The 23,050-nt window shown below is 60.6% G+C and carries 21 protein-coding genes and 1 tRNA gene; 8 read left to right on the top strand and 14 right to left on the bottom strand.

The genetic code is table 11. The features are described from left to right. Nucleotides 1–3 precede the first annotated feature (3 nt). Complete coding sequence (locus HU737_RS02995; protein ID WP_186555322.1) at nt 4–912, bottom strand: LysR substrate-binding domain-containing protein; 909 nt, start codon at nt 910–912, stop codon at nt 4–6. Nucleotides 913–1,048: 136 nt separating this feature from the next. Here HU737_RS02995 and HU737_RS02990 point away from each other — a divergent pair, with 136 nt between their 5' ends. Beyond that, nucleotides 1,049–2,350, top strand: a complete 1,302-nt coding sequence (locus HU737_RS02990; RefSeq protein WP_186555323.1) for an NAD(P)/FAD-dependent oxidoreductase — start codon at nt 1,049–1,051, stop codon at nt 2,348–2,350. A 41-nt stretch (nt 2,351–2,391) separates the two neighbouring features. Next, the gene (locus tag HU737_RS02985) at nt 2,392–3,480 is read left to right on the top strand and encodes a polyamine ABC transporter substrate-binding protein (RefSeq protein WP_186555324.1); all 1,089 of its coding nucleotides are present in this window, start codon (nt 2,392–2,394) and stop codon (nt 3,478–3,480) included. A 158-nt stretch (nt 3,481–3,638) separates the two neighbouring features. On the opposite strand, the gene mqo is transcribed toward HU737_RS02985, so the two are convergent. After that, a complete protein-coding gene (gene mqo, locus HU737_RS02980; RefSeq protein ID WP_186555325.1) occupies nt 3,639–5,276 on the bottom strand; it encodes a malate dehydrogenase (quinone) in 1,638 nt (545 codons plus the stop codon). Nucleotides 5,277–5,605: 329 nt separating this feature from the next. Continuing rightward, the gene (locus HU737_RS02975; protein ID WP_186555326.1) at nt 5,606–5,797 is read right to left on the bottom strand and encodes a DUF4223 family protein; all 192 of its coding nucleotides are present in this window, start codon (nt 5,795–5,797) and stop codon (nt 5,606–5,608) included. A 581-nt stretch (nt 5,798–6,378) separates the two neighbouring features. Here HU737_RS02975 and HU737_RS02970 point away from each other — a divergent pair. After that, a complete protein-coding gene (locus HU737_RS02970; protein WP_186555327.1) occupies nt 6,379–6,684 on the top strand; it encodes a DUF3077 domain-containing protein in 306 nt (101 codons plus the stop codon). A gap of 57 nt (nt 6,685–6,741) precedes the next feature. On the opposite strand, the gene HU737_RS02965 is transcribed toward HU737_RS02970, so the two are convergent. Next, a complete protein-coding gene (locus tag HU737_RS02965) occupies nt 6,742–6,984 on the bottom strand; it encodes a hypothetical protein (protein WP_186555328.1) in 243 nt (80 codons plus the stop codon). An 11-nt stretch (nt 6,985–6,995) separates the two neighbouring features. Continuing rightward, nucleotides 6,996–7,475, bottom strand: coding sequence for a hypothetical protein (locus HU737_RS02960; protein ID WP_186555329.1), 480 nt, complete (start codon nt 7,473–7,475; stop codon nt 6,996–6,998). A gap of 344 nt (nt 7,476–7,819) precedes the next feature. Between HU737_RS02960 and HU737_RS02955 the strand changes: the two genes are divergently transcribed. After that, entirely contained in the window at nt 7,820–8,269 is a 450-nt protein-coding gene (locus HU737_RS02955; RefSeq protein ID WP_186555330.1) for a DUF2846 domain-containing protein, read from the top strand. 363 nt (nt 8,270–8,632) lie between these two features. On the opposite strand, the gene HU737_RS02950 is transcribed toward HU737_RS02955, so the two are convergent. The 5 genes from HU737_RS02950 to dapA form a co-directional block, all read right to left on the bottom strand. Then, nucleotides 8,633–8,722 (bottom strand) — tRNA-Ser (locus HU737_RS02950). A 92-nt stretch (nt 8,723–8,814) separates the two neighbouring features. Next, entirely contained in the window at nt 8,815–9,525 is a 711-nt protein-coding gene (gene purC, locus HU737_RS02945) for a phosphoribosylaminoimidazolesuccinocarboxamide synthase (RefSeq protein ID WP_186555331.1), read from the bottom strand. Nucleotides 9,526–9,555: 30 nt separating this feature from the next. Then, complete coding sequence (locus HU737_RS02940; protein ID WP_186555332.1) at nt 9,556–10,314, bottom strand: MBL fold metallo-hydrolase; 759 nt, start codon at nt 10,312–10,314, stop codon at nt 9,556–9,558. Further along, the gene (gene bamC, locus HU737_RS02935) at nt 10,315–11,430 is read right to left on the bottom strand and encodes an NlpB/DapX family lipoprotein (protein WP_186555333.1); all 1,116 of its coding nucleotides are present in this window, start codon (nt 11,428–11,430) and stop codon (nt 10,315–10,317) included. Nucleotides 11,431–11,447: 17 nt separating this feature from the next. Then, nucleotides 11,448–12,326, bottom strand: a complete 879-nt coding sequence (dapA, locus tag HU737_RS02930; protein ID WP_186555334.1) for a 4-hydroxy-tetrahydrodipicolinate synthase — start codon at nt 12,324–12,326, stop codon at nt 11,448–11,450. A gap of 260 nt (nt 12,327–12,586) precedes the next feature. Between dapA and HU737_RS02925 the strand changes: the two genes are divergently transcribed. Continuing rightward, complete coding sequence (locus HU737_RS02925; protein ID WP_186555335.1) at nt 12,587–13,147, top strand: glycine cleavage system transcriptional repressor; 561 nt, start codon at nt 12,587–12,589, stop codon at nt 13,145–13,147. A 10-nt stretch (nt 13,148–13,157) separates the two neighbouring features. Then, the gene (locus tag HU737_RS02920) at nt 13,158–13,631 is read left to right on the top strand and encodes a peroxiredoxin (RefSeq protein ID WP_186555336.1); all 474 of its coding nucleotides are present in this window, start codon (nt 13,158–13,160) and stop codon (nt 13,629–13,631) included. A gap of 91 nt (nt 13,632–13,722) precedes the next feature. Here the strand turns inward: HU737_RS02920 and HU737_RS02915 are convergent, their stop codons facing one another. Then, on the bottom strand, nt 13,723–14,793 hold the full coding sequence (locus HU737_RS02915) for an AI-2E family transporter (protein ID WP_186555337.1): 1,071 nt from the start codon (nt 14,791–14,793) through the stop codon (nt 13,723–13,725). 22 nt (nt 14,794–14,815) lie between these two features. Continuing rightward, a complete protein-coding gene (locus tag HU737_RS02910; RefSeq protein WP_186555338.1) occupies nt 14,816–15,055 on the bottom strand; it encodes a sulfurtransferase TusA family protein in 240 nt (79 codons plus the stop codon). A 120-nt stretch (nt 15,056–15,175) separates the two neighbouring features. Here HU737_RS02910 and HU737_RS02905 point away from each other — a divergent pair, with 120 nt between their 5' ends. Beyond that, nucleotides 15,176–16,609: a M48 family metalloprotease gene (locus HU737_RS02905; RefSeq protein WP_186555339.1), complete on the top strand. Its 1,434-nt coding sequence runs from the start codon at nt 15,176–15,178 to the stop codon at nt 16,607–16,609. A gap of 101 nt (nt 16,610–16,710) precedes the next feature. Here HU737_RS02905 and nadA read toward each other — a convergent pair whose 3' ends face one another. Together nadA and HU737_RS02895 are read right to left on the bottom strand one after the other, a co-directional pair. After that, entirely contained in the window at nt 16,711–17,769 is a 1,059-nt protein-coding gene (gene nadA / locus HU737_RS02900; protein ID WP_186555340.1) for a quinolinate synthase NadA, read from the bottom strand. A gap of 307 nt (nt 17,770–18,076) precedes the next feature. Next, nucleotides 18,077–19,594: a YdgA family protein gene (locus tag HU737_RS02895; protein ID WP_186555341.1), complete on the bottom strand. Its 1,518-nt coding sequence runs from the start codon at nt 19,592–19,594 to the stop codon at nt 18,077–18,079. A gap of 239 nt (nt 19,595–19,833) precedes the next feature. Between HU737_RS02895 and HU737_RS26375 the strand changes: the two genes are divergently transcribed. Continuing rightward, complete coding sequence (locus HU737_RS26375; RefSeq protein ID WP_186555342.1) at nt 19,834–22,998, top strand: glycosyltransferase family 32 protein; 3,165 nt, start codon at nt 19,834–19,836, stop codon at nt 22,996–22,998. Nucleotides 22,999–23,050 lie beyond the last annotated feature (52 nt).

The following is a 23,050-nucleotide window of genomic DNA, read 5'->3' as shown; positions in this document are numbered from 1 at the left end:
CCGTCAAGCTGCGCGGGTGGTCTGCTCCACTTGCTCCTCGAACCAGCTCAGCACCGCTTTGCACGCGGGGTGCCTCACCCCGCTGTCACGCAGCCACAGCGCGTACACCCCACCGGTGCGCAACGCCTCGCCGAACGGCACCACCAGATCGCCGCGGGCCAACGCATCGTGGGCGAGCATCTTGTCGGTCATCGCCACGCCCAAGCCTCGGGCAGCCGCATCCAGCGCCAGATCATCGAGGTTGAACAGCAAGTGCTGGTAGCTGCGCTCGGCCTGGTCCTGCTGGGCCTGTAGCCACTGGGTCCATTCATGACGGCCCGTGGAGCCGTGGATCAGCGCATGTCCGGTCAGTTCATCCAGCGAACGCGGTGCAGGTTGCCCGCCGCTGAGCAGCGGCGCGCAGACGGGTATCAGGTATTCATCGAACAGCGGCGTCAACGGCCGCTGGTCCAGCCCCTCTGGCAGGTACAAGACGTAGGCATCGCAGTCGCCACCGGTGTCCACCCGCTCGCCGCTGACGGTTTCGATCGATAGGCTCAGCCCGGGATTGATGGCATAGAACGAACTCAAACGCGGTAACAACCAGCGTACGGCCAAGGACACGAAGATACGGATACGAAACGGTCGGTCCTGCGCTGGCGGCGCCAGGCGAAGCTGCAGATCGCGCAGCGACTCCAGCATCTCTTGCGCCACCGCATAGACTTCGCGGCCATGGGCGGTCAGCGCCACCTTGCGACTGGTGCGTTCGAACAGCACGGTTTGATAGTGCTCTTCAAGCTGCTGCACCTGTCGGCTGATGGCGCTCTGCGTCAGGTGCAACTGACGCGCCGCTTCGGTGAAGTTGCTGGTATCGGCCACCCGAACCAGGGCTTGCAGCGCTTGCAACGAGGGAATACGCAGCGTGTTATCCATGCAAATCTCGAATGGATGGATGAATTTTTAACGTTAGATTCCGCCCCTGAATTGCCCGTAGATTGAGTGCTAACGGCGCATGCAGGGGGTTCTCTCCGATCACTCCTGCGCATTGATTGTGAAGGAGTGCCCTACAATGAACAACCACTGTGGCTGGATCGCGCTGGCCGGCGAGTCCGCGCCCCGCCCCTGCCTGCAAGGCTCACAGAAAGCGGATTGGCTAATCATCGGCGGCGGCATTACCGGGCTGTCGGCAGCACATACCCTGGCCAGTCGCTTTCCCGCTCAGCGCATCGTGCTAGTCGATCGCCAGCGCATCGCCCAGGGCGCCTCGGCGCGCAATTCTGGCTTTGTCGTGAGCCACGAACTGCCAAGTGCTGGCGAACTGATCGGCGCTGGGGGTTTTGCCGCTTATCAAGTCGCCTCGCGCATCGGGGTCGCGGCCGGCGATGAAGTGCGTCAGCGCGTACGCCAACTGGGCATCGCCTGCGAGCTGGATGAGGGCGGCTATCACTTCGCGGTGCACCAGCCTGCGCACCTGGCAAACGCCGAACTTGCCGTGCAAACCCTGGCGGCGGTTGGCGCCAAGGCCCAGTACCTTGAAGCACAGGCGTTGCAACAGCGCTTGGGGACTGCGTTCTACACCCAGGCGATTCACTGCGCGGGCGGCAACGGCCTGCTGCAGCCGGCGAAGTACGTCAAAGGCTTGGCCGACAGCCTGCCTGAGCAGGTCGAGGTTTATGAAAACAGCGCGGTGAGCGCTCTGCAGCGTGCACCGGGTGTGGGCTGGAAGGTGACCACTGCCAACGGCGAAGTGCAGGCACCCCAGGTGTTGCTCTGCGTCGGCGCCTTCCTGCCGCGCGTGGGCTTGCACCGCAGCGGCACCTTCGCCCTGGAGCTCAGCGCCAGCATCACCCGCCCGCTGAACGAGCCGCACTGGCAGGCGCTGTTCGATGACCAGGGCTGGGGTGTGTTGTCCACCCTGCCTGGCGGCTGCACCTTGCGCCTGCTGCCGGGTCGGCGCCTGCTGATCCGCAATACGGTGGAGTACCGCCAGCACGACCTGGACGCCAATGCCCTGGCCGTGCGCCAGCAACGCCACCTGCTCGGGCTGCAAACGCGCTTCCCCGGCATCCAGCGCAGTGACCTGCAATACACCTGGACCGGCCACCTGAGCGGCACTCGCTCCGGCGAGCCGTACTTCGCCAAGGTCGAGCAAGGCCTGCACGCGGTCGCCGGTTGCAATGGCTCAGGGGTCGCGCGCGGCACCTTGTGGGGCCGTTTGCTGGTCGATCTGGCAATCGGCGCCGACTCGTCGCTACTGAGCGATGTGCTCAGCCAGGCGCAACCGGGTTACCTGCCGCCCAAACCCTTTTTCGACATCGGCGCCAGCGTGCGCATGGCCTGGGAGGTTCACCGGGCGCGACACGAACGTTGATCGACCCGGCGCATCTTCCGTTAAAACAAGAGAGAAAAACGATGATCAAGCGCAGCTGCCTCGCCCTGTCCATCTCCGCCTTGCTGGCCTGTGCGGTCCAAGCAACGGAAACCGTCAACATCGCCAACTGGAGTGGCTACATCGCCGACGACACGCTGGCCGAGTTCAACCGCCGTACCGGCGTGCAACCGACCTACGACCTGATCGACAGCAACGAAACCACCGAAGCCAAACTGATGACCGGTGGTAGCGGCTACGACCTGGCCAGCCCGTCCAACCACTTCCTGCCGCGCCTGATCAAGGCCGGGGCGATCCAGGAGTTGGACCGCAGCAAGCTGCCCAACTGGCACAACCTCGATCCCAAGCTGATGCACATCCTCGAGGCCAGCGACCCCGGCAATCGCTATGCGATCCCCTACCTGTGGGTGACCACGGGCATTGGCTACAACGTCGACAAGATCAAGGCGATCTTTGGAGATGTCGAGGTCACCCAGTCCTGGCAGATGTTGTTCAAGCCCGAGAACATCAAGAAGCTCAGCCAGTGCGGGGTGGCCTTCCTCGACAATCCGACGCAGATCATTTCCATCACCCTCAAGACCCTGGGGTTGGATCCGCACAGCCAAAAACCTGAAGACCTCAAGCAGGCTGAAGCAGCGCTGCTGGCAGTGCGCCCGTACATCCAGTATTTCCATCAATCGAAGTACGTCAGCGACCTGGCCAACGGCAATATCTGCGTGGCTATCGGCTTCAGTGGCGACGTCTTGCAAGCCATGAGCAGCGCTCAGCAGGCTGGCAATGGCGTGAACATCGGCTACAGCATTCCCCGCGAAGGCTCCACGGTGGCAGTCGATATGGTGGTGATCCCCAAAGGCGCGCCGCATCTGGACAATGCCTATGCGTACCTGAACTATTTGCTTGAGCCCAAGGTGATTGCCGGGATCAGCAACGCGGTCAAGTACCCCAACGGCAACGCGGCCGCCCTGCCCTTGGTCGATGAGGCGCTGCGCACTAACGAGGCGGTTTACCCGCCACAGGCTGTGCTCGATACGCTGTTCCCGATTCAGACCATGAGCCCGGCGGGGATGCGCTTGAGTACGCGGATCTGGACACGGGTGCTCAGCGGTAAGTGATTGGGCGTAAAAAAACCACGAGGGGTTAACCTCGTGGTTCTTGGCTGAAGCTACTGGCCTCATCGCGGGGCAAGCCCGCTCCTACGGGATTGCGTAGGAGCGGGCTTGCCCCGCGATGGCACCGGCGACATCACAACGTCGCCAGGGCCGGCGCAGTCTTACAACGCCATGTCGCTAGCAGGATTGGCTTCAACCGGCTTGCTCGGGGTAGCGTCGGTGCTCACGGTCTGATCGATCACCGGTGGCTTCTCCAGCTGCAGCACTTCAGAGGTGTAGTTCCACTCTTTCTGCACCGCGGCTGGCGAGTCGTTCAGCTTGGTGCCGTAGCTCGGCACGATCTGGTGCAGCTTGGCTTGCCACTCAGGCGTGGCGACTTTCTCTTTGAACACGGTTTCGAGCACGGTCAGCATGATCGGCGCGGCGGTCGAGGCACCTGGCGATGCACCCAGCAGGCCTGCGATCGAGCGATCCTGGGAAGTGACCACTTCGGTGCCCAGCTTCAGCACGCCGCCCTTGTCTTCGTCATGCTTGATGATCTGCACGCGCTGACCGGCCTGCCACAGACGCCAGTCTTCTTTCTTGGCGTGCGGGAAGTAGGTCTGCAGGGCCGCGAAGCGATCGTCGTCAGACAGCATCAGCTGGCCTGCGAGGTACTCGACCAGCGGGTACTGATCGACACCGACCTTGGTCATCGGCCAGACGTTGTGCAGCGTGGTGCTGCTCAGCAGGTCCAGGTACGAGCCGTTCTTGAGGAACTTGGTCGAGAAGGTCGCGAATGGGCCAAACAGGATCACGCGCTTGCCATCGAGCACGCGGGTATCGAGGTGCGGAACCGACATGGGTGGCGCGCCGGTCGAGGCGATGCCGTAGGCCTTGGCCATGTGCTGCATGGCAATGGTCGGGTTCTCGGTCACCAGGAACGAGCCACCCACCGGGAAGCCTGCGTATTCCTTGGCTTCCGGGATGCCGGATTTTTGCAGCAGCTTCAGCGCGCCGCCGCCAGCACCGATGAACAGGAACTTGGCGTCGGTGGCGGTGGTGGTGCCGTCCTTGAGGTTCTTGTACTCGACGTGCCAGGAGCCGTCTTCGTTGCGGGTGATGTCCTGCACTTCGCTGGACAGCTTGAGGTCGAAGTTCTCGCGGGTTTGCAGGTGCTTGACGAACTGGCGGGTGATCTCGCCGAAGTTGACGTCGGTGCCGATCGGCGTCCAGGTCACGGCCAGCTTCTGGTTCGGGTCACGCCCTTCCATCATCAGCGGAACCCACTTGGCGATTTGCGCGTGGTCTTCGGAGTACTGCATCGGGCGGAACAGCGGGCTGGTTTGCAGCGCGTCGTAACGCTTCTTGAGGAACTTGATGTTGTCATCACCCCAGACGAAGCTCATGTGCGGGGTGGTGTTGATGAACGAGCGCGGGTTGTTCAGCACGCCCTGACGGACCTGCCACGACCAGAACTGGCGGGAGATCTGGAACGACTCGTTGATCTCGATGGCCTTGGAGATATTGACGTTGCCGTCTTTGTCTTCCGGGGTGTAGTTCAGCTCGGCCAGGGCGGAGTGGCCGGTACCGGCGTTGTTCCAGCCGTTGGAGCTTTCTTCAGCCACGCCATCCAGGCGCTCGACCATCTCCATCGACCAGCTAGGCTCCAGCTCGTTGAGCCAGACCGCCAGGGTCGAACTCATGATGCCGCCGCCAACCAGCAGCACGTCGACTTTCTTGGCTTCGTCAGCGTGCGCCTGCATCAGGCTTGCCGCTACAGCCAGACCCAGCAGGGTCTTGCCAGCTTTCTTGAACATTGATCAATTCCAATCGTTAGCACGTAAGGAAGGCCTAGGCCGGGCCTCGTTTATCCATGTCCTTCAGCGCACGCTTGTTATTGATCATTGGAGTCAGCAGCTTAGAAACAGGGACGCCAGCCGATGGTCGAATTGACCGGCCAGGGCTGAAACGTTTCGCCGATTGTAACGCAAATGCCAGCACAAACAAATTGCGCAGGCCGGCGCAAGGTGGCGGGATGCCTCAGTGACCAAACGCCGCGCCCGGGGCCATAAACAAAAACCCCCTGGCACTTTCATGCCAGGGGGTTTTGGACTGAATCCAGAAGGGTTCAGTCAGGCAACTAAAATTACTGCGGGCGTGGCAGCTTGTCGATTGGACCGCAGCCGCCGATAACTTTAGAGATAGAAACCGAAGGGTGGAACAGGTAGTCGTAGGAGCAATTCTTTTGCTGGTTGTAGACCTGACCGGTGCAGCCCGACAGCAGAGCAACACCCGAAACGACTGCTACTGCAACGGTAGCTTTGAACAGCTTTTTCATACAAAGTCCTTTAAATAATGATGCGCCAGCATACTGATGGCGCGCGGATGCTAACCCATTTCCATATACCGTTCAAACTATTGGATCCGATCCGCCATTATAAAAACACCCCGCCACCTGTAGGAGCGGGCTTGCCCGCGGTGAGGCCATCCCGGCGAAAACAACACCATTCCTACACCGCTTAATCAGAATTTCCCGATAGCTTGTAGTCCATTTCCCAAACAGACTCCGTGCGCCCTCAAGCCGTTGCCACTGCCGAGAACTGTCCCTAGTCTCAGCCGGTCGCTGCCAAATCAGCGACCGGCTTTGACAGGCCCACCGACTCAAGCCCGTGGCTGCGCTCGATGGCAGCTGTACGCGGGGCACATTCGTGTGCGCCGGGGTTCTTGGGTCACCGGTCTGTCAACCTGCGTACAGTTGCCTCCATTCGTTTGACAGCGTTGGCGTGCAACTCCTTATGACCCAAGGAGATAACATGCGCAAGATTGTCCCCGACCCTCCTCTGCACTCAGGTTTGAAGTTGCCTGTCGCCGCATCAACTTACGGCACTGACAGGTTTATTCACATCAAGGAGAGACAGAATGACCAAGGATAAAGAACCCCTTGCAACCACGCATGGCATAGCGGGTTTCGGTGATAGCGGCGACATCAATAATCCAGAACCACTGTTTCGAGTGGTCGCCGGCCATGCCGTGGACTATGCGCTGGAACAATCAACAACGCTGATAAGTTGCGCGCACATGCTCAGCGATCTCGCTATCAATCAGGATCTGAAAAACGCGCCGACTTTGATGACAGCAGTGCATTATCTCTCGGGTATGGCCAAAGCCTTGTCGCAGAAAGTCTCGCTTGCGGCAGAACAACCGCTCGGCGATGCAGCTCGCTGAATGTACAAAAAGCCCCTGACCTCTTCGCTGAGATCAGGGGCTTTACATCGCTCGACGTTAGCCAACTTCGAAAAACCGCCGTCGCCTGATGAACAACCCTACACCCAGGGACACAGCAAAGACTGACCACAACCCCAGGTCAGCCCCCATCACTTGGATCTGACCTGCAGTAATGCAGCCAATCGCACCAGCCACCAGTAACGTCACCCCTAGCCACTTGCGCAGTAAATAGGGCTTCAGAAACTGATCAAGCAGGAAGAACAGCACCAGGGCGATGACCAGTTGAGTAATGTCGGACATGTACGCTTCCCTCAAGCCTTGATAATCAGCGACGTGCCCGAGCGCTGTGGACCAATCCCGCCATTGACCTGCGCCTCAATGCTGACCAGTACGTCGCCAGCATGGTAGGTGGGCAGGATTTTATTGGCATAAAGACGTACTCCCGCCCCTAAAGGAACCCCCACATAGGGAGTGGCGACAGCACTGGTGGCGCTAGTGAACGCACTCGCTGCAATGTTGGCAACGGTGGTGCGCTGCGCGTTCAGCACGTCGCCCTGCTGCCGGGTCAGCGGCTTGGAAATGCCGATCATCATCAGGCACGGCAGGTTCTTGGCCTGCATCTTGTCGTAGACCTCAACGACCTTGCTGCTGACTTCGTAATGGGCGCTTTTCGCTTCGCCAAAATGCAGCTCGCGCAGGCGTGGGCGGTCGCTGTCGGAGAGAGTGATCTGCGAGACGTTGAAGACGATCCCGTGATTACCCATGTATTGAAAAGTCCCATCGAACTTCATTTGCACGCATCCCTTCGAGGCAAAGGAGGCGATTCTCTACAAGGCGCGGATGGGGTGCAATGATTGCAGCATGCCAGCACGGCGACATCGATTGATCAGATGTTTTCACACGAGAAAAACGCCAGTGATAAGTCCCTGACTCCTCGTCGTGACGCGTTCCAGCAAGTGCACTTGAGGAGAACCTACATTCGTGGGGTATCGCTTTAAGGCGTTTAACAGTGGGCACCGCAAGGGATCGTCATCGCTTTTGACTCAAATAGCTTCGAACCTGTAATAGATCACGGCATAATGCCATCAGCGACTTGGAGTCGCCCAAACTAGGTATCGATTGATAAAGGACTCATATGCACGCTCGAATTAAGCTTTTCGCGGCCGCCGTTGGCTTTGCCATCCTCACCGGGTGCGCGTCTGTACCGATGGAGTCACCACAGGCCGACGCAGCGCTCAAGACATTTGCCTCACCTCCCGCTGACCAAGCCGGGCTGTACATCTACCGTGACAGTTTTGCAGGCCAGGGCTTGAAGAAAACTGTCACGCTGGATGGCAAGACTATCGGTGAGACCGCGAACCGGGTGTACTTCCATCGCTTGATCACACCTGGCCTGCACAAGATCGGTACTGAATCAGAGTTCAGTGACAATGTGATCGATTTGGTAGCGGCTGCTGGCAAGAATTACTACGTGCGTCAGTCGATCAAGGTTGGCGTGTTTGTAGGTGGAGCAAAGCTTGAAATTGTTCCTGAGGACATCGGTCAAGCGCACCTGCAAAAGTGCACTCTAGCTGCATCCCAATAATTTCGTGACGTAATCCTGCGTACCTAACGCAATAAGTACGCAGGACGAGAAAAGAGCATGGGCCCTTAAACCCATTACTGATGAGTACGTACTTTCACAAGATAAGGAGTGGGAAGCATCGACTGGAATGGAATCGAATTGTCTGAGTTTCTCCAGTCGGCACCGACGTCGCCATTGTCCTTTTGGATCTCATGCTGATCCTGAGAAAAGACCTACCCCTAGTGGATTCATCCTAAAATCTCAACCGATCCCCTACTGCGTCCTGTGCTCTCTGCGAGCATGCCAGCAGAGGAAGTGATGTATAGCTTAAATCCAGAAACGAAAAAGCCCCGCAGACGTTAATCTGCGGGGCTTCTCGATGTATGGCGGAGAGATAGGGATTTGAACCCTAGGTACTGTTGCCAGTACAACGGATTTCGAATCCGTCCCGTTCGACCACTCCGGCATCTCTCCAGTGGCGCGCATGATACCAGCGATTTCGCGAAAGGCAAACCTTTATTTGAAAAAAATTCGCGTGGTATCAAACGCTTGCGTCAACACGGGCCTTACAGCGGCACGCCCAGGCGCTTGGCAACTTCTTCGTAGGCTTCGATCACGTCGCCCAGACCCTGGCGGAAGCGGTCCTTGTCCATCTTCCTGCGGGTTTCCTTGTCCCACAGGCGGCAGCCGTCAGGGCTGAACTCGTCGCCCAGAACGATCTGGCCGTGGAATACGCCGAACTCCAGCTTGAAGTCGACCAGCAGCAGGCCGGCGTCATCGAACAGCTTGTTCAGCACTTCGTTGACCTTCAGCGACAGCTTCTTCATCTCGACCAGTTGCTCGGCGGTGCCCCAGCCGAACGCAACCACGTGGGATTCGTTGATGAACGGGTCGCCCTTCTCGTCGTTCTTGAGGAACAGTTCGAAGGTCGAGGGCTCGAGCTTGATGCCTTCCTCGACGCCCAGGCGCTTGACCAGGCTGCCGGCGGCGTAGTTACGCACGACGCATTCGACCGGGATCATGTCGAGCTTCTTCACCAGGCACTCGTTGTCGCCCAGCAGTTTGTCGAACTGGGTCGGCACGCCGGCTTCTTCAAGCTTTTGCATGATGAAGGCGTTGAACTTGTTGTTCACCATGCCTTTGCGATCGAGCTGTTCGATGCGCTTGCCGTCGAACGCCGAGGTGTCGTTACGGAACAGCAGGATCAAGCGGTCGGCGTCGTCGGTCTTGTAAACCGATTTGGCCTTGCCGCGGTAGAGTTCTTCGCGTTTTTCCATGATTGGGCTCCGCTTGCTTGAGTAGTTGGGCTAGGCGATTTCGCGCCAGTCGAGCCCGTGTTCCTGATTCGCCACCTGGAGCCAGTCCGGGTCGCACCCCAAGGTGTCGACGAAGCACTGACGGGCCAGTTGTGGCAGGTTGTTCTTGCTGCTCAGATGCGCCAGCACCAGGTGTTGCAGGTGCTGCCATCCCAGCTCGGCCACCAGGTTGGCGGCCTGGTGGTTGTTCAAATGTCCTTGGTTGCCACCGACCCGCAATTTCAAGAAATGCGGGTAATGGCCGCGAGCAAGCAGGTCGCGGCAGTGGTTGGCCTCGATCAGCAGTGCATCCAGGCCCTGGTAGCGCTCCAGCAGGCGTGCATCGTAGCAGCCCAGGTCAGTCAGCATGCCGAAGCGCCGACGACCGTCGCTGATCACGTACTGCAACGGCTCGTAGGCATCATGCTCGACCCGCGCCGCGCTGACCTGCAAGGCGCCAATGCTGAGGGTGTCGCCACAACCGAGAAAACCGGCCACCTCCACCGGCTTGCGCAAACCGCGCAAGGTGCCCTGGCTGAGGTAGACCGGTACATTGTAGCGCCGTGACAGCAAGCCTACGCCATGCACATGATCGGCATGCTCGTGGGTGACCAGCACCGCGCTCAGTTGCGCCGCCGAGACCCCGAGCAGCGCCAGGCGCCGCTCGGTTTCGCGCAGGGAGAACCCGCAATCGACCAGGATGAACGTGTCACCACTGGCGATCAGCGTGCCGTTTCCCTGGCTGCCGCTTCCCAGTACCGCGAAGCGCACTTAACCCAGGTGGTCCTGAATGGCGCTCAGCACGCGGCGGGCGACATCGGCCGGGGCCACGGTGTTGATGTTCTTCTCGACGGTAACCTGCACGCTCTCGCCGACCTTGCTCAGGCGCACCTGATAACGCTCGGCGCGTTCTTCACGCTCTTCCTTGGTCGGCTCGCTGCCGAACAGGCGGCTGAAGAAGCCTGGCTGGTTCTGCTTGTCGTCAGGTTTCTCGGACAAGTTGATGTAGTACAGGCCCAGGCTGCGGTTGATGTCTTCGACGCGCCACTCACCCTGCTCCAGGGCGCGGCCTACGCCAGACCAGGCGCGGTCGAGGTCAGAACCCAGGTACAGCACCGGGTTGCCGCTGCCGTCTTCGCTCAGGCTGACGCGGCTTGGTGCGTCGAAATCACGCGCGGCCAACAGCGAGACCGAACCACCCTTCTCGGCGCTACGGTTCATGCTGGCGAGCATTTCGTCGACCAGCAGTGCATCGACAGCGGTGTTGGTGGAGCTGGACGGGAACTCGGTCTCGGCAGTGCTGCCGGCCGGGCGCTCGGCGCTGACCACATACACCTCGGAGGTGTTGCGCTGCACGCCAGGCTCCATGCGTACCCGCACCCGTACTTCGCTGTCGCCGCTGCTGGCGGAGCTGGCCAGGCGCTGGCCGAGCGACGCCGAGAGCTCATCGAAGCGCTGCCAGGTGGTGGTGAATTCGCCGGTCTGCGGGCGCTCTTCGGCGATACGGAAGCCGTTGTCCTCGAAGAACTGGTGGGTCACCGGCCAGACTTCGGCTGGCGAGCGCTGGGCCAGTACCCAACGGCTGCTGCCGCTGCGCTGCAGGCTGAAATCACTGATATCGGCACCGGCCGTCAGCGGTTGCGGACGCGGTACTTCGTACTCGCCAGTGGCGGTGTCGTCAGCCACGTTACGCGGGATCGGCAACAGCGGATCGAGGCGCTTGACGTTGGCAGCGTCCGGCGGCAACTGCATTGGCGCGGTCGGTTGCGCCTGCAGGTAATCGCTGCCGCGGTCGCGGAAATAACCCTCGTCGCCCCACAGCCACCCGCAACCGCTGGTGCTGGAAATGATCAGGGCAAGGGCGGAAAGACCAGCCAGTCGCTTCATGCGGTGTACTTCCTCGATTAAACCAGTACGCCGGACTGGCGCAAGGCAGTACGGACTTTTTCGTGACAACCTTCGCTCAGCCAGGTCAGCGGCAGGCGAATACCTTGTTGCATCAGGCCCATTTCCACGAGCGCGTACTTCACCGGAATCGGGTTGGCTTCGCAGAACAGGTCTTTGTGCAGCGGCATGAGTTTTTCGTTGATCGCGCGGGCCTTCTCGGCATTGCCCTCAAGGGCGGCCTCGCACAGATCGGCCATTTCGCGCGGGGCGACGTTGGCAGTAACGGAGATGTTGCCTTTGCCGCCCAGCAGGATCAGCTCGACTGCAGTCGGATCATCGCCGGACAGGACGATGAAGTCTTTGCTGACGCCATCGACGATGGCCTTGGCGCGGTCCAGGTCGCCAGTGGCTTCCTTGATACCGATGATGTTCGGCACGGTCGACAGGCGGATCACCGTCTCGGCCTGCATGTCGCAGGAGGTGCGGCCGGGTACGTTGTAGAGGATCTGTGGGATGTCGACGGCTTCGGCGATGTGCTTGAAGTGCTGGTACAAGCCTTCCTGGGTCGGCTTGTTGTAGTACGGCACCACCAGCAGGCAGGCGTCGGCGCCAGCGTTCTTGGCGTTCTGGGTCAGGTGCACGGCTTCGGAGGTGGAGTTGGCCCCGGTACCGGCGATGACCGGGATGCGCCCAGCGACCCGCTTGACCACGAACTCGATGACCTGAATGTGCTCTTCGACACTCAGGGTCGCCGACTCACCGGTAGTGCCGACAGCGACGATTGCATGCGTGCCTTTTTCCAGGTGGAAGTCTACAAGTTTGCCGAGGCTGTCCCAATCAAGACGCCCTTGTGCATCCATGGGTGTGACCAATGCCACCATACTGCCCGCAATCATGTAACTGCTCCTGCCGGAAAAAGAGAGCGGTAATGGTACTGGCGCCATCGGCCTTGCACAAGCGAAGCTGGCGGGCGGAGCATTCCCCTCGGCGCTGCTTTTCGCTACCCTTGATCCTTTGATCGGTGCAGCGCGGCCCGTCGGGCCGTCGACAGTGCTCCCCACGTGCGTCCATGACCGCCTTTACCGGCCTGGAACCCTGCGCAAAAGGAGGCTAGCCCCCGTCCTGCCCCGACCGCTCATCGCTTTAGGAATGCTGCATGTCCACCCCCACAGTCCGCGAACAATTCCTTGTCATCAGTGCCTTGGGCCCCAACCCGATGGAGCTGGCCAACGTCCTTAGCCGCGCCGCGTTCGACAATCGTTGCGCAGTGGTCACCTCGCGTCTGTCCCGCCATGGCGAAACCAGCGCCCTGGTGCTGCAGGTCGGCGGCAGCTGGGACGCCCTGGCGCGCCTTGAAGCCATTTTGCCGGGCCTGGGCAAGAAGCACGGCCTGACCCTGGATGTGGTGCGCAGCGCCGACCAGGAAGTGCGCCCGCAGGCCCTGCCTTATGTGGCCTACGTCAGCGCCGCCTATCGCCCGGACATCATCAATGAGCTGTGCCAGTTCTTCCTCGACCACCGCGTCGAGCTCGAAGCGATGACCTGCGACACCTACCTGGCGCCGCAGACTGGCAGCAGCATGCTCAACGCCCAGTTCACCGTGATCCTGCCAGCCGGCACCCAGATCAGCTGGCTGCGCGATCAGTTCCTGGACTTTGCCGACGCCCTGAACCTGGATGCGCTGATCGAACCGTGGCGCCCACAGAACCCGATGTAAGGAAACTCCCATGGCCGTAGCACTCGACCAACCCGTTGCCGACTTCCAGGCCCAGGCCACCAGTGGCCAGACCGTCAGCCTTGCTGAGCTGAAAGGCAAGCAGGTGGTGTTGTACTTCTATCCCAAGGACAGCACCCCAGGCTGCACCACCGAGGGCCAGGGCTTTCGCGACCAGCACGCGGCGTTCCAGGCTGCCAACACGGTGGTGTTTGGCGTGTCGCGCGATGGCATCAAGTCGCACGAGAACTTCAAGGCCAAACAGGGCTTCACCTTTGAACTGATCAGCGACAAGGACGAGGCGCTGTGCCAGCTGTTCGATGTGATCAAGCTCAAGAAGCTGTATGGCAAGGAATACCTGGGCGTGGATCGCAGCACCTTCCTGATCGACAAGGATGGCGTGCTGCGTCAGGAGTGGCGTGGCGTGAAGGTGCCGGGGCATGTGGATGCCGTGCTGGCCGCGGCTCAGGATCTGAACAAAGCTTGAGATCGACTGGGGCCGCTTCGCGGGCAAGCCCGCTCCCACAATCACGGCACTGAACCCTGTGTCCGGGCTTGCCCGCGAGGCGCCCCAGCTATTACAGCAACGGCGCCACCGCCGGCTCCTGCTTGGGCCAGGCATCCAGCACCGCCTTGAACAAGGTCGCCAGCGGGATGGCGAAGAAGATCCCCCAGAACCCCCAAAGCCCGCCAAACAGCAACACCGCACAGATGATCGCCACCGGGTGCAAGCTCACCGCCTCGGAGAACAGCAGCGGCACCAGCACGTTGCCGTCCAGCGCCTGGATAATTGCGTACACCGCCATCAGGTAGATGAACTGGTCGCCCCAGCCCCACTGGAACAGCGCGATCAAGGTCACCGGCACGGTCACCACCACCGCCCCTACGTACGGCACCACCACCGACAGCCCCACCAACAACGCCAGCAGCGCCGCATAGTTGAGACCCAGGCTGATGAAGGCGATGTAGGTGGCAATCCCGCAGATCAGGATTTCGATGCCCTTGCCGCGAATATAGTTGGCGATCTGCCGGTTCATCTCATCGCCCACCCGGGTCAGCAGGTTGCGCTCACGCGGCAGATAACCGCTGACCCAGCGCGCGATCAACTCGCGGTCCTTGAGGAAGAAGAACACCAGGATCGGCACCAGCACCAGGTAGATCATCGCGTTGACCAGCAGCGGCAGGCTCGACAGCGAGAAGGTCAGCGCCCATTGGCCGAACTTGCCGATCTCGTCACGCACCGACTCGATGGCGCGCAGCACTTGCTCATCGGACACCAGGTGCGGATAGCGCTCCGGCAGCAGCAACAGCAACGACTGCCACTTGCCGAGCATGCCCGGCAACTCGTTGAACAGGGTGATCAGCTGGTGCCAGAGCAACGGCACCAGCACCAGCAGGAACACCCCAAGGGCGCCCATGAACAGGGCGAAAACCAGCCCCACGGCATACCGGCTAGGGACTTTCAGCCGTTCCAGGGCATTGACCAGCCCCTGCATCAGAAACGCCAGGACCAAACCCGCCAGCACCGGGGCGAGCATGCCGCCGAGGGTCAATACCGCCGTGAAGGCCAGGACCAGCAGGACCGCCAGCACCACCGCTTCTTCGTCGGAGAAGTAGCGCTGCATCCAGTCGCGAAGCACTTTGAACATTGACGATCCTTGGGAGAAAAACTCAGGCCTTGCGCAGCCAGTAGGTATAGATGCCGGACTCGGCTGTTTCATGCAGCAGGGTATGACCGGACAAGCGGGCAAAAGTGCTGAAGTCGCGCTGCGAACCTGCATCGGTGGCGATCACCTTGAGCACCGCGCCACTGGCCAGGCGATTGAGTTCCATCTTGGCCTTGAGCAGCGGCAATGGGCAGTTCAGACCACTGGCGTCGAGTTCGGCGTCGCAGGTCAGGCTATCGATCATTCGCGGGGCTCCTGGCGAGGGCAACAGTGCATGGCAGACAAGACTCGTAGGATACCGCCACTGGTCGCCAAGGTGTGAGCCAGCTACAGTACGGACTTTGATCCGACGCGAGCTTCGTGCATGAATCTACTGCGCCCCACCCTGCTGACGCTGGCCTGCCTGCTGGCCCTGCCCGGCCATGCTGACGACCTGCCGTCACTGGGCGATGCCAGTTCCGCGATCGTTTCCCCACAGCAGGAGCATGAGCTGGGCCGCGCCTGGCTGAGCTTGCTGCGCGGCAACGTCAGGCAGCTGAACGACCCGCAGCTCAAGGACTACGTCGAAACCAGCGTGTACAAGCTGGCCGAAACCAGCCAGCTGCAAGACCGGCGCCTGGAATTCATCCTGATCGACAGCCGTGAGCTCAACGCGTTTGCCGCCCCAGGCGGGATCGTCGGGGTCAACGGCGGACTGTTCCTCAATGCCCAGAGCGAAGGTGAATACGCCTCGGTACTGGCGCACGAACTGGCGCACTTGTCGCAACGCCACTTTGCCCGTGGGGTCGAGGCGCAACAGCGCATGCAGCTGCCGATGATGGCCGCACTGCTGGCCGGTATCGTCCTGGCGGCGGGCGGTGGTGGTGACGCCGGCATTGGCTTGATCGCTGGCACCCAGGCGGCGGCAATCCAGGAGCAACGGCGTTTCTCCCGACAGAACGAGCAGGAAGCCGACCGCATCGGCATCCAGAACCTGGAAAAAGCCGGCTACGACCCGCGCACCATGCCGAGCATGTTCGAGCGTCTGGCCCGTCAGTATCGCTACGGTGCCAAGCCGCCGGAGTTCCTGCTGACTCACCCGGTGACCGAGTCGCGTATCGCCGACACCCGCAACCGTGCCGAGCAGATGCCCAAAGGCGGCGTTGAAGACAGCCTGCGCTATCAGTTGATCCGCGCCCGCGTCGCCTTGACCTATGAGGAAACACCGGGGCTGGCAGCCAAGCGCTTCCGCGACCAGCTCGACCAAAACCCTAACCTGGATGCTGCACGCTATGGCCTGGCCCTGGCGCAGATCAAGGGTGGGCGGCTCAACGAAGCGCGCGAGAACCTCAAGCCGCTGCTGGCCAAGGCGCCTAACGACATCACCTACAACCTGGCCCAGGTTGACCTGGACATCACCAACAACCGCCTGGCCGATGCGCAACAGCGCATTGAAAAGTTACGCGGGCTGTATCCGAACAACTATCCCCTGCAGCAGGCGCGGGCTGATTTGCTAATCAAGCAGAATAAGCCGGCTGAAGCGCAGAAGGTGCTGGATGACCTGGTCAAGAAGCGTCCGGATGATCCGGATGTCTGGTACGAGGTGGCTGAGGTGCGTGGGCTGTCGGGCAATACCATTGGCTTGCATCGGGCACGCGCCGAGTACTTCACCTTGGTGGGTGACTTTGATCAGGCGGTGCAGCAGCTTGATTTCGCCAAGCGCCGGGCGGGGAGCAACTTCCCGCTGGCCTCCCAGATCGATGCCCGGCAGCGGCAGATCCTGGAGCAGCAGCGGATGGTCAAGGACATGATGCGCTAAGGCTCTACAACCCATCGCGGGGCAAGCCCGCTCCCACGCTCACCCTACGATACTGGGTGAGCTTGGGAGCGGGCTTGCCCCGCGATTGCTTACTGAAGACCTCAGGCGTTACCCGATAGCTTCAACCGCGCTGCCTGGGTGAAATCGAGCATCCGGTTGAGCGGCTTGATCGCTCGCGGAATCAACGCCGGATCAACGAAGATCTCGTTGGTGCCCTTCTGCAGGCAATCAAGGGTACGCTCCAGCGTGTTCATCGCCATCCACGGACAATGCGCACAGCTACGGCACGCGGCACCATTGCCCGCCGTCGGCGCGGCAACGAACTCCTTGTCCGGGCACAGCTGCTGCATCTTGTAGAAGATGCCGCTGTCGGTCGCGACGATGAAGGTCTTGTTCGGCAGGGTCTGCGCGGCCTTGATCAGCTGGCTGGTGGAGCCCACCGCATCGGCCAGGTCGATCACCGACTCGGGCGACTCCGGGTGTACCAGGATCGCCGCATCGGGATACAGCGCCTTCATGTCGGCCAGCTGGCGCGACTTGAATTCTTCGTGAACGATGCACGCGCCATCCCACAGCAGCATGTCGGCGCCGGTTTTTTTCTGGATGTAGCGGCCCAGGTGCTGGTCTGGACCCCAGATAATGGTTTCGCCGTTGTCCATCAAGGTCTCGACGATTTCCAGCGCGCAGCTGGAAGTCACGACCCAGTCGGCCCGCGCTTTGACCGCTGCCGAGGTGTTGGCATAGACCACCACGGTACGTTCGGGGTGCTTGTCGCAGAACGCCGAGAACTCTTCCACCGGGCAGCCCAGGTCGAGCGAGCAGGTCGCTTCCAGGGTTGGCATCAGGATGCGTTTTTCCGGGGTGAGGATCTTGGCGGTCTCGCCCATGAAGCGCACGCCGGCGACAATCACCGTGTCGGCGGGGTGGTTCTTGCCGAAACGGGCCATTTCCAGGGAGTCGGACACACAGCCGCCGGTCTCTTCGGCCAGCGCCTGGATCACCGGATCACAGTAGAAATGGGCGACCAGGACTGCGTTCTGGGCCTTGAGTTCGGCGGCGATGGCCGCACGGTACTCGGCCTCCTGCGCGGGGGTCAGGGGGTTGGGCTGCTTGGCATCAAGGTGGGCTTGAACCAACAGGCGTTCGGAAATCTGGGTCATGATCGCTGGACCTGCGGGCGCGCGTGCGCGTCAGTCGAGTGTATCACCCGGCCCTGGCAGATCGGCTAGTGGTGCCGGACGGCAGGCATGCCGTCGCGGCCCTCTGCGGGCGCGGATTATTATCGCGCCGAAGGCTACAGACAATCAGGTCAATGCAAAAGCGATTTTTGTGACAGTCGCCCCGGGGCCAGCCAGCAGTTGGTGATGCCAGCCGTTGTGGCCTCATCGCGGGGCAAGCCCGCTCCCACAGGATTGGCGTTGACCGACCGGCTAGCGCCATTGCTGTGGGAAGCGGTTTGCCTGCCAATCAGCCTTGCGGCGACAGCGCGGCCAGGTGCGCACCGAGGATCATCGCGAACTCCTCGACCGTCATCTTCTTGCCGTTGAAGTCGACCATGCCGTCGGCATAGTGCAAGTTGGACACCACGTCATTGCCCTGCACTGTGGCCATGCCACTTTGCAGCGCCATCATGCCGACCATCTCGCCTGCCTGGCTCGATTGCTGGGCAATCGCTTGGGCGTCGGTCTGCCCTTCGAGCAGCGCCTGCAGCGTTGCCAAGTCGCCGATCATCGGCTTGGACAACGACAGCTGGCTCTTCAACTGGCTGACCAGCTGCTTGCCCAGTTGATCAGGCGGCAGGTCGAACGAGCTTGGGTTGGAGAAATCCAGCGCCAGGCTGAAACGGCTCTCGCCATTGGCCGTCTTGAACGACAGTTGTTCCAGCGCCAGCTTCGGCTTGGCGGCGAGGATCTTCTGCAAGTCGGCCTGCACCTTGGCCTTCTCTTCTTCGGTCATGTCGAAGGTCGGGAATGGCTGGCCGGCCGCCTGGGCTTGCTGCATTTCTTGCACTTCAGGCAGCTTGGTCTGGTACCACTCGGCCAACGACTGGAATGCCGGAATGTCGAGCGACTTGACCGTCACCACCATCTGCCCACTGCCAACCGCACGCCCGGCATAGCTGATGTCGTTGACCTTGTACTCGATGCGCCCGCCCATGGTGTCCGGGCCTTCGGCGCTGTACAGGTTGTTCTGCTCCAGCCCCTTGAGCAGCAGCACCTCTTGCTTAGGCCCCAGGGTTGCCTGGGCTTGTGCCAGGGCCAGGTCAAGGTTACCGACATACACCAAGTCATGGCCGGTGCTGGCCAGGTCGCCACCGATCTTCAGGCCTTCGAACTTGAACGTAGCGGGCGGATGATCATCACCGACCAGTTTCATTTCCAGGCGCTCGGCTGTGCCGTGGATCTTCACCGCCTTGCCTTGCTCATCGCCGCTAAGCTGCAACTGCATGCCGGAGAAGTCCAGGGTGTTGCCGTTGTCTTCGTTGAGTTTGAGCGGCGCCAGGCGGATATCGCTGTCGATACTCCCGGCGTAGCCGAGGCTGACCTGGCCGGTCACTGGCGGCTGATCGCCGGCTGCGGCGAACCAGGCGGCGGTGAAGTCATCTTTCTCCAGCGCGCTGTTGCTGGTGGCCAGGACCGGCATCAACTTCAATGCCTTGACCCGCGACCACGGAAACGGGCCGTGCTCGATCTGGTCGACGAGACCCACGTCAAAGCTCAGTGGCGCGCCCTCGCCCAGCCACACGTCCTTGGCCTTGAGCCGGTAATGCGCAGTACTGGTAAAGAAGTGCTGCTCCAACGAGGCCAGCTCAAGGGTCATGCTGCCGCCCGTGCCGGCCACGGCCTTCTTCAGTTCTTGGTTGGCACGGCTGACGGAACTGTCCAACTGGGCAGGCAGTTGCTTGCCGGTGTACCAGGCGCCAGCGGTGACTGCGACGGCGATGGCGACCGCCAGGCCGGAAAGGATGCCTACTGATTTCTTCATGAATTGAACCGATTGCTGTCCATAGGGGGGAGTGGGCGACTCGCTTGACGAAAATCGCGAGGGCTAAGATTACACTGTCAGGCCGCGTCTGGCGGGACAATTTGGCCAAGCAAATGGCGTCTGGGCATGACAGCATTCGTTCGCCATCACCGGACAAAGGTGCGGTAACTATCTGCCGCGCACAGCTTGCCCAACCAGCACACGCTCAACTTCCCTAGTCGTTATTCAGGAAGACCGACGTGAGCTACCAGCCGACTTTTCCAGAGTACCCTGCACTGGGTGAGCCCTTCTCGCCCGAACCCGCTACCCAGCCCGACACCTCCTTCAGCCGCGGCCAGCACGCTTTGCTATCGATTATTCCCGCCGCGCCCGAACAGGATGAAGATGTGCTGCTGTCGATCAAGCAAGTATTCGACCGGGAACAGGTGAGCCTAGAGACACCCCAGGCCTACGCCGACCAGCAGATTCGCAAATACCTTGAGCAGCACGGCATAGACGATGATCCAGAAGATTTGATCCTGGCCACGCTTTACCTGCACCTGGTTAACATCACCCCAGGCCCATGGCAGGCACAGGTGGCCCATGCCATGACCCTGCCGCAAGCATTGATCGGCAACTGGCAGCAACGGGGCAGTGGCTCATGGTCAGATCACCTCGGCTACCCCATGACCTGGAGCAAGAACGGCTATGCGGTTAGCAGACTGGTAAACCTCAGCGACGGCCAATTGGCCGATTCGCGCTCATACGATGGCGTGTACCGGCGTAGCTCGCCGCAGGTTTACGACGCCTGGAACCAGGTAGACCTGGACCCAAGAGCGTTTCTCGAATTCGTTTGGAATGCGCAGTTGCAAGCGCATTATCTGACCCACCTCAACCGCTTCTGGACCGAACACGAAAGTACCTATCACCTGATGCTCAAGGGCAATGTGGTGCACGCCGCGCTGCTGCAACGTGACGAGGGCTCGCTGAGCGCCGAGCATTCGGCACTGGTGCTCAAGAGCATGATGCTTCACCCCAATACCAGCTGGGAAAACACCTCCTATCGCTACTTTGCCGACAACCCGATTTCAACTCATCATACGATCGTTGAACTACGCATCTATGGCTATGCCGCGTCAGACATCATGGTATTCGGTGACAAGCGCAAAACCGACGTGGTGCTGTACATCCCCGGTAATTCCTCGCCCCTGCATGGTTTCACCAATACACATGAGCTGCGCATATGGCTGCAGCAGCAATGTCGTGACCCACACAAACGAGCTTCCCTGGCCAGCCACTTCAGCTCTGCGGATCGGCTCGATGGCGCGTTTCTCAGCGGTGTGGATACTGCTCTTCGAGGCGTGGCTGCCTATCCGCGCATACTCGACCAGGCCACTGGGCTGTGGGTGCCGGACAAAATCATCAGCTTTGGCCCAACCCTGTATCCGTATCCCTTCACCTCTATGCGCAGGCAGATCAAGCAACGTTTCTACGCCGATGCCAGACACGACATCGCCACTCAAAGCGAGTACTACCGCAAGCAGCTGGCGCAAGGCCTGGAGGTGACGGTCAATGTCATCGGCGCAATTGCCCTGGCGCTGCCGGAGCTGGCACCGCTAGTCGCGGTACTCGGCGCTGGCCTGCTAGCGGTGGGCGTGGGCGAGATCAGCGCAGCCAAGAATGAGCAGGAAACGGTCGAAGGCATCGGTCGAGTGGCGTTCGGACTGCTCAATGCGCTGCCACTGATCGGTGAAGCGTCACAGCTTGCCAGGTCCAAGGTAGTGCTCAGCGAAGAGCAGCTGGCTGCGACAGAGGCCGTAGAGCGTGCCCAGCAGCGTCAGGCCGAAAGCGCACAGCAGGTAGCCCCTGAAGCCGCACCGCACGCTAACTGGCCGTTGATCGACGAGCTAAAAGTGCAACGACCACAACTCGACAGCCTGCAACCGGAACTGCGCAACCGACTCGCCCAGCTCAAAGCGTCCTCTGCGGTGCGCGTCGCCGGCGGCGGTAAAGGCACCTTCCTGGACAACGGCAAACTGTATGTCAACATCCGCCATGATGTGTATCGGGTCGAGTGGCTGGAGCACGAGCAGCAACTGCGGATTCGCTCGGCAGACGATCCACGCGAGTGGGGGCCGTTCCTGAAGGCGACCGAAGACGGCTACTGGGACATCGAGTTGCGTTTCGGGCTGCGCGGCGGCAATCCCTCTCTCACCATGATCAGCAGCCCGCCCCTGCCAACGCGGGTCGTTGAGGGCATACAACGTCAGCCTCTGGTACCGAGAGTGGAGGTCACGGTGCCGTTGGATGACATCATTGAGGAGCACACTCGTTACTATGTGCGCATGAAAATCCAGACACCCGGCGAGGCGGACATCATTGAGGATGAGGTCCCAGTCTTCTACGACGCCGATGCTGCTGCCTGGCGCACCCTTAACGGTGATTACGCATGGCGAGAAGAGCCGTTGTTGCAAACCAAGGTCCGCTGGAAAACGGGCACGGCTAGAGACTTCGAACGCGTGCGCCACCGGCTCCCGGCAGAAAACCACTTCATCGAGTACAGATTCCCTGACCTGCCCCAGCTACCGCAGCAAACCACGCCGGTAAAGAACGAGATACACATGATCTGGGTCGGGGAAAACAGGCTTCCCGCCAATTTGAGCTGGAACATCAGGGAGAACGCCGATAACGCTTACTACCGTTTCATCCTTCATGTAGACGGCGGTGCACCGACGCTTGCGGCAATACGCCAGTCGCTCGAAGCAACCAGCGTCGAAGTCCGCAGCCTGCACGATCAACCGTTCTTCAAGCAATTTATCAACAGCTCCGAAGGCGACGGTTTCAACTACTTCCGTAGTCCTGACAGCCCAGCACGTAACTTAGCGGCTGCGGCGGACTTCCTGCGTTACAGGCTGATCTATGAGTATGGGGGGATCTATATGGATATCGATGACAGCCTCGCACCTGTCATTGCTAAAGAGCTGTCCGCAGCTCCGCACGATGTGCTGCTCGGTAGTCGCTTCCGAATGCCTTGGAACGGGGACCGACTGATCAACAATTCCCATTTCGCCAGCCACCCGAACAACCCGCTGCTGAAGAAGCTCCTGGATACTGCGAACCAACGATTCCATCTCTTATCAGAGGCATTCAAGACCACCCCCCGCACAATCAAAGGCGCTGAGGCACTCAACCAGTTCATGAGCACAATCTCCGAAGTCTGTGGACCGAAGGTGTTTGATGATGTGCTGAAGGCACACCGGCCTGACTATGCGAAGCTGATTGAGTACATCATGAAGGCGGCCAACATCAACTCCGACGAATACAAACGCTGGCTCACCGCGGCGCTGGATCACTACTTCCCACTGAGGATTGGTGGCCCTGTGCCAATCAGCACAGGCAGCGCGCACAGCTGGAATAAACTCTGACACCTATATCACAGGGCACTCACCTGGCAGTAGAACAGCCACGCGACCGTCG

Source organism: Pseudomonas urmiensis, assembly GCF_014268815.2.
In the GTDB taxonomy this organism is placed as follows: Bacteria; Pseudomonadota; Gammaproteobacteria; order Pseudomonadales; family Pseudomonadaceae; genus Aquipseudomonas; species Aquipseudomonas urmiensis.
Note: the sequence above shows the minus strand (reverse complement) of the source record. Positions and strands in the feature narration are given on the sequence as shown.